The following is a 13,007-nucleotide window of genomic DNA, read 5'->3' on the forward strand; positions in this document are numbered from 1 at the left end:
CCCACCCCCTCTCGTCTGGAGCGACTGCGGTGCCCATCACTTCCCGCCGTGACTTCCTCGCTGGCCTGAGCGCCGCGTCCGCTGGCGTCGCCGCACTTCCCGCACTCAACGAGACGGCCTTCCGTCGACTCTTCGACGCCGAGCTGGTCGCCGGCGACCGCAGCGCGCAGTCGCTGTCCAACGACGAGACGTACTGGAGCCACATCCAGCGCGCCTTCGACATGGACCGGACGATGATCAACCTCAATAACGGGGGAATCTCGCCGACGCCGACGCATGTGCTGCAGCAGATGCTGCGCGACCTGCAGTTCGTCAATGAACTGCCGGTGGAGCACAACTGGCGCGTGCTCGAGCCGCGCATAGAGAGCACGCGCCGCGAGCTGGCCCGCGAGTTCGGCTGCGACGGCGAGGAGATGGCCGTCACCCGCAACGCGTCGGAATCGATGGAGACGATGATCCTCGGCCTCGACCTGCGCCGCGGGGACGAAGTGATCATCACGAACCAGAACTACGGGCGGATGATCACCGCGTGGCAGCAGCGCGAGCGCCGCGACGGCATCGTCGTGAAGTCCGTGAGCTTCCCCGTGCCGCTCACCGACCCGCAGTTGCTCGTGCGCCGCATCGCCGAGCAGATGACGCCACGCACGAAGGCCATCGAGCTGCCGCACATCACGAACCTCACGGGGCAGATCCTGCCCATCCGCGACATCGTGCGCCTCGCGCGCCCGCGCGGCATCCCGGTGTTCGTAGACGGCGCGCATGCCTTCGCGCACTTCCCGTTCACGCGCGACGAGCTCGAGTGCGACTACTACGGGACCTCGCTGCACAAGTGGTTGCACGCACCGATCGGCGCCGGCTTCCTGTACGTGCGGAAGGACCGCATCCCCGGCCTGTGGCCGCTCATGGCCGCCGAGGAGAAGGACACGGCGAACATCCGCAAATACGAGCAGATCGGGACGCATCCGCAGGCGAACTTCAACGCCGTGAGCACGGCGCTCACGTTCCACCGCGGCATCGGCGTGGAGCGGAAGGCCGCGCGGCTCCGCTACCTGCGCGACCGGTGGGCGACCGCGCTGCAGCAGGCGAGCCCGCGCGTGCGTGTGCTCACCGAGCTCGGGCCGGACAAGGCCGGCGCGATCTGCATGTTCGCCGTGGACGGTCTCGACCCGTCGGCGCTGGGCAACTGGCTGATGAGCCGCTACCGCATCGTGAACACGCCGATCGTGCACCCCGAGTTCGCGGGCATCCGCATCACGCCGAGCATCTACACGACGGTGGACGAGCTCGACACGTTCGTGGGGGCGGTGCAGACGGCGATGCGGAACGGGATCGCGTGAGGCGGCGTTGACGACAGACTGAAGTCTGAAGACGGAAGACGGAAGGAGTGCGTCCCCGCAGTTACCTTCCGTCTTCCGTCTTCCGTCCACCCATCAGGCAATGAACTACTGGCTGATCAAATCCGAGCCCGAGATGTGCTCGTACGCCGACTTGGAGCAGTCCCCCAAGCAGACCACCTACTGGGACGGCGTCCGCAACTACCAGGCACGGAACACGCTGCGCGACCTCATGAAGAAGGGCGACCGCTGCTTCTTCTACCACTCCAACGCCGAGCCCAGCGGCATCGCGGGCATCTGCGAAGTGGTGAAGGAGGGCTATCCGGACTGGACGGCCTTCGAGAAGGGGCACGAGCACTTCGACGAGAAGTCCGACCCCGACAATCCGACCTGGTTCATGGTCGACGTGAAGGCCGTCCGGCCGATGCCGCGGCTGATCACGCTCGCCGAGCTGAAGTCGGTGAAGGGACTCGAGAAGATGGTGCTCCTGCAGAAGGGCTCGCGCCTGAGCGTACAGCCCGTCACCGCGAAGGAATGGGCGATCGTCTGCAAGCACGCGGGCGTGGCGCCCTGAGCGCCATGCCCGCGGCTTGCCGGACGCACTACTTCTTGCCGCGCATCTCCTCGACGGTGTAGGCGCCGCCGCCGGCCAGCGCGACAGTCAGCGCGGCGACGCCGAGCATCAGCTCGAACTCGATGCCGCTCGGCGCGAAGAAGCCGCCAGACATCTTGGCGAAGACGATCGCGCCCACCATCACGCAGGCCTGCAGCGCGCCGGCCACGCGGTGGTAGAAGCCGACGATCATCAGCAGGCCGCCGACGAACTCGATCGTCGCGACGGCCGGTGCGGCCACCGCGGCGAGCGGAACGCCCATCTGCGTGAATCCCTGCGTCACGCCGGCGATGCCGTACTGGAAGAACTTCTGGTAGCCGTGCGCCGCGAAGATGATGCCGACGCTGAGGCGCAGCAGCGCGAGGCCGAGGGCGGGACGAAGGGAGAGCATCGGATCTCCGGGTTGGGGGGACCAACGCCGCGAACATAGCACGGTTCGGGTCGGGCCGCACCTCCCCGCCACGCCCGATCAGGCGCGCAGCAGCTCGCGTCCGATTCGCAGCGATTCCCGCACCAGCAGGTCGAAGTCCTCGTCGCGCGAGCGGTGGTTGGTGATTGCCACGCGGATGGCGAACTGCCCGCGGATCACCGTGCCGCTTGGTACCGCGATGCCATCCTCCTGCAGGCGCACCAGGATGTTGCGGTTGAGCGCGTTCAACGCGTCGGTGTCGAGTCCCGGCGCACGGAAGCGATAGTTCACGAGGTTCAGCGGCACCGGCGCGAGCAGCTCGAGCTCAGCCTCCCGCGCGACGAGCCCGCCGAGGTACTGCGCCTGCGTGATGTTGCGTCCGATGTGGGCACCGAGCAGCTCGCTGCCCTGCGCGCGCAGCGTCATCCACACCTTGAGCGCGCGGAAGCTGCGCGTGAGTTCGATGCCGCGGTCGTTGAAGTAGATGCTGCCTGAGGCGTTGATGCCGCCGGCCATCCCCGTGAGGTAGGGCGCTTGGTTCGCGAAGGTCTCCGTGAGGTGACGGTCCTCGCGGGTGATCAGCATCGCGATGTCGAAGGGCAGGTAGCCCCACTTGTGCAGGTCGAAGGCGATGGAGTCGGCGCGGTCCATTCCACGCACGGCGGCCGCCGCTTGCGGGTGTTGCGCGAGCTTGGCCATCGCGCCGAATGCGCCGTCGATGTGCAGCCAGAGTTTCTCTCGCGCGGCCAGGTCGGCGAGTGCGTTGACGTCGTCGCTGGCGCCGGTCTGCACCGTACCCACCGTGCCGACGATGCAGAAGGGATTCAGTCCCGCCGCGCGGTCCTCGGCGATCATCTGCGCCATCGCCGGCACATCCACCGCGAAGTCCGCGCCGACCGGTACGCGGCGGAAGGCGTCCTCGCCGAGTCCGAGGAAGTCACAGGACTTCTTGAGCCAGCTGTGCACTTCGGTGCTCGCGTACACGCGTAGCGGCGCGCCGCCGTAAGCGCCGAGTTTGCGGACGTCCCAGGCGGCGCGCTGCCGGCGGGCGACGGAGAGGCCGAGCACGTTGGCCATCGTGCCGCCGCTGACCAGGATGCCGCCCGCGCTGCCCGGCAGTCCCATCAACTCGGCGTACCAGCGGACGACTTGTTGCTCGACGTAGACGGGGGCGTGATCGAGGCCGCCCATCTGCGGGTTGACGACGGAGCAGAGGAATTCGGCCATCGCGGCCTGCGGTGTGCCGGTGCCCATCACCCAGCCCCAGAAGCGGGGGTGAATGTTGCCGTTGGGGTAGGGGCGGACCAAGCGGAGGAAGTCGTCGTACGCTGCGGCGTCACCGATGCCGGCGCGCGGAACGGACTCGTCGTGGATCGCCGACATCACCGCGGCGGGCGTGGGCGTCCAGGTCGGGCGTGTGGCGACATCACGGAGGTAGTCGAGGGAGTCGTCCACCATTTGGTGGGCGAGGCGGCGGAAGGCGTCCCAGTCGGTGGGGTCGAGGGGACGCAGCGGAGTGGAAGCGTCTGGCATGCAAACAAGATGCAGCCGGGAGTGCGGCCGCACGACTCCGTCGTTCCGGGAATCTGAGCGAACGCCTCACGAGGTGGGCGGCGCGCCTCCCCTCGCCTGCTCGCCGCAGCGCGCACGAGCGCGTCCGCAGCGCCGCCTCCGACGAAATGCATCCGGGTAGTTCGACGGTCACTCGCCGCCTCCGGGGGTTGACATTCTCATTTTACTCAGCGTAGAATGCCGTGCGCTTGGTAGGCGCGCACGGCATTCCCACCGTTGCGCCGTCACGCGGGACTCTCGTGCTGATGTTCGCGGCGAACCCTCTAGCCCCACCACAAACGTCTCGATGCGTCACGCTCTTCAATTTTCGGGCGTTAGCTGTCATCGCCTGCGCCTTGGCGCTGGGCCTCGGCCCGCGCGTGGTCCACGCGCAGCCCTCGGACGCGATTGACTCCCGCGACTTCCGGACACGCGCGGCGCGCGTCGTCGGTCGGGTGACGGACGCGCAAAGCGGTGCGCCGGTTTCCGGCGCCAACGTCAGCATCGAATCAATCGCCTCGGCGGTGACGAATGCGAACGGCGACTATGTACTCGCTTCCGTGGCCGCTGGCCGCCACACGCTTGTGGTGCGCGCGGTGGGCTACGTTCGCCAGGCAGAGCCGATTGCCGTGCCCAACGAAGGCGAGTTGCGCGTCAACATCGCACTGGCTGCCGTGCCCCGCGGTCTCGCGCAGATCGTCGTCACGGGTACGCGGGCGGAGCAAGAAATTGGCAACATTCCCGCAGCCCTATCCGTGGTTCGCGCCAGCGATGTCCAGCTTGCGCGTCAATCGACGAACATCGACGAGTCGTTGCGGCGTGTCCCGGGACTCGCGATGCGCGTCCAGACCGGAGGCAGTTCGCGCTCGACGGTGAGCATTCGAGGCGCTGGAGCCCAGAGCAGCTTCGGCGCGCGCGGTGTGCGCATCCTCGTGGACGGCATTCCGAAGAACAACGCCGGCGGTTCGGCTCAGGACTTCATCAACATCGACCTTGCCTCTGTGCAGCGCGTCGAAGTCGTTCGCGGTCCATCGTCCGCCCTGTACGGGAACCAAGCCGGCGGCGTCATCAATTTCATCACGGAGGAAGGCACGGATACGCCGGTGCGCGAGGTCCGGCAGTGGGCCGGCAGCTACGGCTACTTCAAGTCGCACGTGAAGGCTGGCGGCCGAGTCGGTAACGTCAGCTATTTCACCAGTGCCTTCCGCGCACAACTCGGCGGCTGGCGGCAATTCTCCGGCTTCGAGAACACTGGATTCAACTCTAAGTTCGGGTATCAGTTCGGCAACGGGGCGACGCTCACGACGATTTTCGCCTATGACAAGTTGTTGCAGCGGATCCCGGGCAGCCTCACGGCAGCCGAGATGGCCGCCAACCCGCAGCAGGCGAACCCTGCGCTCGTGTCCACAGGTGGCGTCCGTGGCGACATCGACGAGTTCCGCGCTGCGGTGGCGTTGCGCGCGCCAGTCGGCAGCACCGGTCAAATCGAGCTGACCGGCTACTATGTCCCGCGGCCGATCTACTCCACATTCTCCGGGCCGATCCGGAACTCGCAGTTCTTCATCAATCGTGGGGCAACGGCGCGGTTCCTTTCATCCGCCGCGCTCTTCGGACGGGCAAATCGGCTTACCGTCGGCTTGGACTACCAAGGCACGCCGCTCTCCAACAGCATATTCAACCGCACGACCGGCGCCGCGTCGCAACAGTTGCAGGAGAACCTGGGCAGCGTGGGGCTCTACGTGCAAAACGAGTTCACGCTACGTCCCGGCGTGCTCGTCAACGCCGGCGGCCGGTATGACCAGATCAGCTTTGGCTTCGACAACCTGATGCGCCCGGGCGCTCCGGGGAGCAAGTTCACGCAGCGGTACACGCGCTTCACGCCGAAAGTCGGCCTAGTTGTGAAGCCCTCGGAGAACCTGTCGCTGTACGCAAACTACAGCGAGGGATATGAAGCGCCGGTCAGCGAGCAACTCCGCAACTCGCCGATCACGGGCGGCGAGTTCGTGCTCAATCAGGGCCTGTCCCCGCAGGTCGTCCGGAGCAGCGAATTGGGTGCCAAGGGGCAGCGCGGAGAGCGACTGTCATTCGAGGTGGCCGCCTTCAGCCAGTCGATCAACAACTTCATCGTGACCCGCAACTTCCCCCGGGGCGATGGGACAACGTTCGCCGCCTCGCTCAACGCGGCGGAGGTCCAGCAACTCGGCCTCGAGGTGGGCGCCACGGTCGTCATCGCACGCCCACTCACGCTTGCGGCGACCTATACTTTTTCGGATTACACCTTTGAACGGTTCCAGGCCGCGGGCGACGACTTCGGCGGCAACCGCCTCGCGGGCATTCCGCGTCAGGCAGCGTTCGTCGAACTCTCATATCGCCGCGAGAGCGGTGCATACGCCCAAGCCGATGTGAGGTCGGCCGCCAGCTTCTTCCTCAACGACGCGAATACCGTCAGCAACGCTGCATACACGGTGGTCGGGATCCGCATCGGGCACGAAAACATCCGGATGGGGTCGGTTCGCCTTGGCCCGTTCGTCGCCGTCGACAACCTGCTTGATGAGCGGTACGTGTCGATGGCAGAGATCAACAACGGCGTGCAGCGATTCTTCAATCCGATGCCGGGTCGCAACCTGCTGGTGGGCATCAGCGTGCGACCGAATCTGCCGTGATGTGATGACCTGAAGGCTGACCGTAGCGCCCCCGGGACTCACTTCGACATCCGGGCGCTACGGTCAGCGGCCGCGCCGCAGGGCTCACATCCCTTCCGCCGCCTCGTACCACAACGGCTTCATCAGCCACGCTCGCTACTCGCAGCACACGAGCGTTCTGCGGCCGATTCCGTCGCGTCGTGCACGAGTGAGCTGGGTCGGTCGCGCTCGGGCCTCGTCGCCGTGCCTCCCCCCCGAGCCCGGCAGGCGGCTCAGGCGAGCCGCCGCCCGCGCGCCGGGAAGTGCGTGGGCGAGCCGTCGCCCGGCGGGCCTCACACGACGGCGTGTTCATGGCCCCGGTACGGCGTCATTCGGCCGCGCATAGGTGTCTGCTCCGTCTCGCGCGCTGTGCGTCGGTCAGATCAACCCCAGCAGCAGCGAGAGTCCGCTGGCCAGGCCAATCGCGACGACTGACCGCCGCACCCAGACCTGCCCCACCCGCTGCGCCAGGAGCGACCCTCCGATCCCCCCAATGCCCGCGCCGAGTGCCATCGCGAGCGCGACCGGCCAGATTACCACGCCCGAGAGTGCGAAGATGATCACGGCGACGAGGTTCATCACCCCGCCGCCCCAGTTCTTGAGCCCGTTCATCTGGTGAATGTTCGTGAGCCCCATCAGCCCAAGTGCCGCGAGCATCAGGATGCCCGCGCCGGCTCCGAAGTAACCGCCGTACACCGCCACGCCGAACTGGTAGAGCAGGAACGCCGCGCTCGGAGGCAAAAGGTGTCCGTCCGCCCCGGCGATCTCGCGGCGCACGCCGCCGCGCTCGGCGAGGGCCATCATCAGCGGCTTCTGCGCAATGAAGAGGGCCGTGGCGCCGAGGATGAGCCAGGGCACGATGGCCGCGAAGCGCTTTTCGGGCGTCTGCAGGAGGAGCAGTGCCCCCACCACGCCGCCGGCGAACGAGGGCACCGCGAACGCAGTGGCCCAGCGGCGGCCGCCCGAGAGCTCGGCGCGGTAGCCCCACATCGACGCCATGGTGCCCGGCCAGAGGGCCACGGTGGATGTGGCGTTCGCCGTGATCGGCGGAACGCCGAGGGCCACGAGGGCGGGGAAGGTGACGAGGGTGCCGCCGCCGGCGACGGCGTTCATCATCGCCCCGAGGGCCGCGGCGAGTCCCACGAGGGGGAGGAAGTACGGGGCGTCCATGCTACTGGAACAATAGCGGGCGCGCGAATCCCCCCACCCTTTTGGGTGGGTGCACCCGTTAGATTTCTGCAGCGCGTCACAGCAGGCGGCGCTCGAGCCCGAGCGATGCGAGGGCTCGGAGGTGATTACCCCAGCCGGAACCTTAGCGATGGCAGGAACTCCGAATACCGCGGCCGCCCCTGCCGGCGACCATCTTGAGATCAAGGACTCGCGTACCGGGAAGATCTATTACGTCCCGATCACCGACGAGACGATCCGCACCGCCGACCTGAAGCAGATCAAGGTCAAGCCCGACGACTTCGGCATCATGGGCTACGACCCGGCCTTCATGAACACGGCCTCCTGCCGATCGGCCATCACGTTCATCGACGGCGACAAGGGCATCCTGCGCTACCGCGGATTCCCGATCGAGCAGCTGGCCGAGCACTCGAACTTCCTCGAGGTCGCCTGGCTGCTGCGCAAGGGCGAGCTGCCGACGCAGAAGGAGTACGACGAGTTCCAGCATCACGTGACGTACCACACGTACGTGCACGAGAACATCAAGCGCTTCATGGAAGGCTTCCGCTACGATGCGCATCCGATGGCGATGCTGACGGCGGGCGTGGCGGCGCTGTCGTCGTTCTATCCGACGTCGAAGGAGATCTACGACGAGCGGGAGCGCGACATCGCGTTCATCCGGCTCATCGCCAAGATGCCGACGCTGGCGGCGTTCGCGTACCGCCACGTGAAGGGCCTGCCGTACGTGTACCCCGACAACGCGCTGTCGTACGCCGAGAACTTCCTCTCGATGATCGCGCGCATGTCGGAGCCCAAGTACGAGGCGCATCCGGTGTACGCCCGTGCGATCGACATCCTGTTCATCCTGCACGCGGACCACGAGCAGAACTGTTCGACGAACGCGGTGCGCGCGGTGGGCAGCTCGCACGTGGATCCGTACTCGGCCGTGGCGGCCGGCGTCGCCGCGCTCTACGGTCCGCTGCACGGCGGTGCCAACGAAGCCGTGCTGCGCATGCTCGAGGAGATCGGGGACGTCAAGAACATCCCCGCGTTCATCGAGAGCGTGAAGAGCGGGAAGGGCGGCAGCCGCCTGATGGGCTTCGGCCACCGCGTGTACAAGAGCTACGATCCGCGCGCGAAGATCGTGAAGAAGCTCTGCGACGAGGTGCTCAAGGTCGCGGGCATGACGAAGGACATGGAAATCGCGCTGGAGCTGGAGCGTATCGCGCTCAGCGACGAGTACTTCATCTCGCGCAAGCTCTACCCGAACGTGGACTTCTACACGGGCCTGATCTACCGCGCGATGCACTTCCCCACCGACTACTTCACCGTGCTGTTCGCCATCGCGCGCACGGCCGGCTGGATGTCGCAGTGGGAGGAGATGCTGCTCGACAAGGAGCAGAAGATCGCCCGTCCGCGGCAGATCTACACGGGGATCGAGACCCGCGACTATGCGGCGAACCGCATCAACCTGTCGCATAAGGTGACGAAGTAGCAGCTGTAAGCTGTAAGCTCTAAGCTGAACGAGAGGGGGCGCCGAGATTGCTCGGTGCCCCCTCTCTAGCCTTCCGTCTCATCCCATCTCTCCCCACTTTGTAGACGTGTCCGATCCCATCCGCCGCGCCCTCGAGTCCGCCGTCGCCGGTGCGTATCGCATCGAGCGCGAGCTCGGCCGCGGTGGGATGGGCGCGGTCTTCCTGGCGCGCGACCTGGCGCTGGACCGCGAGGTGGCGATCAAGGTCCTGCCGCCGGACCTCGCGACGAATGCCACGTTGCGGGAGCGCTTCGTCCGGGAAGCGCGGCTGGCGGCCTCGCTCTCGCACCCCAACATCGTGCACGTGCACGCGGTGCTCGAGCATGGTGAGCTGTTGGCGATCGTGATGCAGTACGTGGACGGCGAAACGCTGACCGAACGCGTGGCGCGGTCCGGACCCTACGACGCCGCCGACACGGCGCGCCTGCTGCAGGACACCGCTTGGGCCCTCGGCTACGCCCACGCCCGTGGCATCGTGCACCGCGACGTGAAGCCGGACAACCTCCTCATCGAGCGCGGTACCGGCCGCCCGATGATCCTGGACTTCGGCATCGCCCGCACCGAGCAGGCGAAGGGACTCACCGAGGTCGGTCAGTCCATCGGCACCCCCCACTACATGAGCCCCGAGCAGGCCGCCGCCGAGGAGGTGGACGGCCGCAGCGACCTCTATTCACTCGGCTGCGTCGGCTTCTTCGCCGCGACGGGTCGCACGGTATTCCAGGCGGAGGCCGCGCATCGGCTGCTCATGCTGCATCTCACGCAGGCGGCGCAGGACGTGACCGAACTGCGCCCCGAGTTTCCGAAGCCGCTCTCCGATGTCATCGCGCGAGCCCTGCGCAAGGATCGCGGCGAACGCTTCGAGACCGGCGAAGAGATGGCCGAGGCCATTGCGGCCCTTCACCTGCGCGCGCGCGAGGTCGCGCCGCTGCTGCGCCTGCTGCACCAACAGACGGCGCAGTCGCTGCAGGCCGTGCTGACAATGGGCGTGCTGTTCGTCGTGCTATGGAGTCTCTCGCCGCGGCAGGATGACGTGATGCGGGCGTTCATCCTCGTGTTGTTCCTGACGATGCTCATCACCATCCTCGGGCAATCCTTCGATCGCGTGCGATTCGCCGTCCGCCAAGGCTTCACGGCGCCTGACGTGCGTACGGCTGTCGAGGCCATCACCGATGAGACGGCGCGGGCCCGTGAGCAACTGCTCTCCGATCCGCTGGAGTTTGCGCGCCTCCAGCGCCGGAAGCGCATCGCGTTCTTCGGCGGCCTGCTCGGTGGCCTCAGTCAGCCCGTCGCGATCTCGATGTTCGTGTCGGCTCGCATCGATGGCGTGCGGCAGGTGCAAACGCTGGGCATCGTGATCGTGCTGATCGGGGCGATGGCAATCGGGGCGTCGGTGGCACTCTGGGCCATGCGGCCGGTGCGCATCACGCTGGCGCAGCGGCTCGCGGGCCGCTTCTGGCTCAGCGCGGCCGGGCGGTGGATGTTCGCACGCGCCGAGCGCCGCTACGCGGCAGAGCTCGCGCGCGCGAAGACTTAGCGACGACGCGCGCGGCCCCGCGAATCGGCGTCCGCGCGTGCCGTCTCGGCGCTGCGGCACACGCTCGTCACGGGACAAGCGCCGCAACGCTTCACGCGCGCCGTACACACGAGCGCGCCCAGTTCCATAAGCGCCTGGTTATGCGTCCAGGTCGCCTTGCCCGTGCGCGGCAGGGTGGCCTCGCTGATCTGCCAGAGCAGAGTGAGGTCGCGCGGTCGCTTGGGGTTCAGCTTGGGTGCGAACACGCGCGCGAGCACGCGGGCGACGTTCGTGTCCACGAGCGCGGCACGGCGCTCGAAGGCGAAGGTGCTGACGGCGCCGGCGGTGTACGCGCCGATGCCCGGCAGACGTCGAAGCTTCTCGGCCTCGGCCGGCAGCGGCGACGGCCGACCATCCGCCGCGACGGCGGTCGCTGCGTCGGCGTCTCCCCATGCCGCGGCACCTTCGCGCACGACGGCGCGCGAAAGTTTGTGCAGGTTTCGCGCCCTGGCGTAGTAGCCGAGTCCCTGCCACTGCTCCAGCACATGGCGCTCGTCGGCCTTGGCGAGTTGCTGCAGGGTAGGGAAGCGTCGCAGGAATCGCTGCCAGTACTCCAGCACGCGGCTCACCTGCGTCTGCTGCAGCATCAGTTCGCTGACGAGGATCGCGTAGGGATCCCGCGTCTTGCGCCACGGGAGATCGCGGGCGTTGCGGCGATACCAGGCGCGGAGCTTCGTGCCGAAGGCGCGCAGTTCCGCCTTGTCGAGCCGCGGACCGGCGGACCGGCGACGCGCTGGCGTCAGTGCGGCTCCCAAGTCGGCACCGCGGAGAACAGCCCGCCGTCGACGATCAGTTCGCGCGCGAGCAGCACACCGAACACGATGCTCAGCGCGCCCGCCGCGACGCGCACCCCCACGCGCATGCGATGCACGCGGTTGCCGGCATACAGCGCCGGCACGGCGAGGATCGCCGTGACCAGCATCATGCCGAGGATCGTGCCGAGGCCGAACATGAGGAGATACGCCGCCGCGGCGAGCGGCTCGCGGATCGTGGCCAGCACGAGCAGCGCGACCGCTGCCGAGCCGGCGAGTCCATGGACCACGCCCACCAGCAGCGGACGCGAGAGCTTGGGGGCCGCGTCGTCATTGCTGCGACGGATGTTCGAATAGCCGAGCCCGATGAGCATGATCGCCACGCCGAACTCGAGTCCGAGACCGATACGGGGCGGGATCACGATGCGAAAGGCGATGATCGCTCCGCCCAGCAGGACCAGCGTCAGCGTATGCCCGACGCCCCAGACCGCGCCCACCCAAGCCGCGCGCGCCAGAGAGCGCTCGCGCGCGACGATCGTCGTCACCGCGACGACATGGTCGGCGTCGGTGGCGTGGCGGAGTCCGAGCAGGACGCCGAGCAGGATGGGCGTGAGGGCGTCGAACATGTCGCGCGGAATCTATATGGATGCGGCCCCGGGGCCGTAGCGCTGGTCGTACTGCGAGTAGTGCGCCACCAGCATGCGATGCGCCTCGTTGATGACCTGCATCCGGTGTCCCTGCGGCAGCTGGCTGGCCAGCTCGACGACCGCGTGGACCATCTTCACCGAGACCATCGCCGACGCGACGCGCTCCTCGGCAGGCAGCTTCGGATAGCGCAGGGCGAGGAATTGCCCCACGTGTCCGACCAGCGCCTGGTTGAGGGCGTCGTTGATGGCCGGACAGTTCCGCTGCACCGCCTCATGCACCGCATCGAAGGCGGGCGTGCGCTCGATCAGCTTCACCTGCGCCTGCAGGATGCGCTGGAACAGCTGCTCCGCGGGCAGGTGCACGTGCTCGAGTGGCATCGCCTTCTGGTTCGTGTCGCGCACGGCATCGGCGTAGCGCGCCCCGAGTGCCTCGACCACGGCGTCTTTGTTCGGGAAGAAATGATAGAGCGAGCCCATCGAGGCTCCGGCTCGATCGGCGATCATCTGCATGGTCGCGGCGCCTACACCCTGCTCCACGAACACCTGCTCGGCCGCGTCGAGGATCTGCTCCACGCGCCGCTGCCCGCGCTCCTGCTGGGGCGCGCGGGGTGCGCGCTCCCGCGCTTCAGGCTCTGGGGCGGGGGCTGGGGCCGGGGCTGGCGGGGTGGTCTTTGGCATCTGTTACAAAATAGAGGATACCCTCCACTATTGACAAGTAGTGGAAACCCTCTAATACTTGTGCCGTA

Annotated in this window: 11 protein-coding genes; 5 read left to right on the forward strand and 6 right to left on the reverse strand. The window is 67.4% G+C overall.

Going from position 1 to position 13,007, the window contains the following annotated elements:
* Positions 1-29 precede the first annotated feature (29 nt).
* Positions 30-1,337 carry an aminotransferase class V-fold PLP-dependent enzyme gene (locus tag Strain318_RS01870; protein ID WP_367886838.1) on the forward strand — a complete coding sequence of 436 codons (1,308 nt, stop codon included), beginning with the start codon at positions 30-32 and terminating at the stop codon, positions 1,335-1,337.
* A 100-nt stretch (positions 1,338-1,437) separates the two neighbouring features.
* Positions 1,438-1,908, forward strand: a complete 471-nt coding sequence (locus Strain318_RS01875; protein WP_367886839.1) for an EVE domain-containing protein — start codon at positions 1,438-1,440, stop codon at positions 1,906-1,908.
* Positions 1,909-1,936: 28 nt separating this feature from the next.
* Here the strand turns inward: Strain318_RS01875 and Strain318_RS01880 are convergent, their stop codons facing one another.
* Together Strain318_RS01880 and Strain318_RS01885 are read right to left on the reverse strand one after the other, a co-directional pair.
* The gene (locus tag Strain318_RS01880; RefSeq protein WP_367886840.1) at positions 1,937-2,338 is read right to left on the reverse strand and encodes a DoxX family protein; all 402 of its coding nucleotides are present in this window, start codon (positions 2,336-2,338) and stop codon (positions 1,937-1,939) included.
* A 78-nt stretch (positions 2,339-2,416) separates the two neighbouring features.
* On the reverse strand, positions 2,417-3,889 hold the full coding sequence (locus tag Strain318_RS01885) for a pyridoxal phosphate-dependent decarboxylase family protein (protein WP_367886841.1): 1,473 nt from the start codon (positions 3,887-3,889) through the stop codon (positions 2,417-2,419).
* A 374-nt stretch (positions 3,890-4,263) separates the two neighbouring features.
* On the opposite strand from Strain318_RS01885, the gene Strain318_RS01890 reads away from it, so the two are divergent.
* Positions 4,264-6,570 (forward strand): TonB-dependent receptor, encoded by a 2,307-nt coding sequence (locus Strain318_RS01890; protein ID WP_367887971.1) that lies wholly within the window; start codon positions 4,264-4,266, stop codon positions 6,568-6,570.
* Positions 6,571-6,966: 396 nt separating this feature from the next.
* On the opposite strand, the gene Strain318_RS01895 is transcribed toward Strain318_RS01890, so the two are convergent.
* On the reverse strand, positions 6,967-7,758 hold the full coding sequence (locus tag Strain318_RS01895) for a sulfite exporter TauE/SafE family protein (RefSeq protein WP_367886843.1): 792 nt from the start codon (positions 7,756-7,758) through the stop codon (positions 6,967-6,969).
* Between the two features lie 148 nt (positions 7,759-7,906).
* Here Strain318_RS01895 and Strain318_RS01900 point away from each other — a divergent pair, with 148 nt between their 5' ends.
* Positions 7,907-9,250 (forward strand): citrate synthase, encoded by a 1,344-nt coding sequence (locus Strain318_RS01900; RefSeq protein ID WP_367886844.1) that lies wholly within the window; start codon positions 7,907-7,909, stop codon positions 9,248-9,250.
* Positions 9,251-9,356: 106 nt separating this feature from the next.
* Complete coding sequence (locus Strain318_RS01905) at positions 9,357-10,823, forward strand: serine/threonine-protein kinase (RefSeq protein WP_367886845.1); 1,467 nt, start codon at positions 9,357-9,359, stop codon at positions 10,821-10,823.
* Here the strand turns inward: Strain318_RS01905 and Strain318_RS01910 are convergent.
* Genes Strain318_RS01910 through Strain318_RS01920 form a run of 3 tightly spaced genes read right to left on the reverse strand, consistent with a single transcriptional unit; the run spans position 10,820 to position 12,939 of the window.
* Complete coding sequence (locus Strain318_RS01910) at positions 10,820-11,617, reverse strand: A/G-specific adenine glycosylase (protein ID WP_367886846.1); 798 nt, start codon at positions 11,615-11,617, stop codon at positions 10,820-10,822. The two genes, Strain318_RS01905 and Strain318_RS01910, sit on opposite strands and share 4 nt — an antisense overlap.
* A complete protein-coding gene (locus tag Strain318_RS01915; protein ID WP_367886847.1) occupies positions 11,602-12,240 on the reverse strand; it encodes a spermidine synthase family protein in 639 nt (212 codons plus the stop codon). Before Strain318_RS01915 ends, Strain318_RS01910 begins: the two co-directional genes overlap by 16 nt.
* Positions 12,241-12,252: 12 nt before the next feature.
* Positions 12,253-12,939 (reverse strand): TetR/AcrR family transcriptional regulator, encoded by a 687-nt coding sequence (locus tag Strain318_RS01920; protein ID WP_367886848.1) that lies wholly within the window; start codon positions 12,937-12,939, stop codon positions 12,253-12,255.
* Between the last annotated feature and the right edge of the window lie 68 nt (positions 12,940-13,007).

Origin of the sequence: Pseudogemmatithrix spongiicola (assembly GCF_030623445.1) — a bacterium.
Taxonomy (GTDB): domain Bacteria; phylum Gemmatimonadota; class Gemmatimonadetes; order Gemmatimonadales; family Gemmatimonadaceae; genus Pseudogemmatithrix; species Pseudogemmatithrix spongiicola.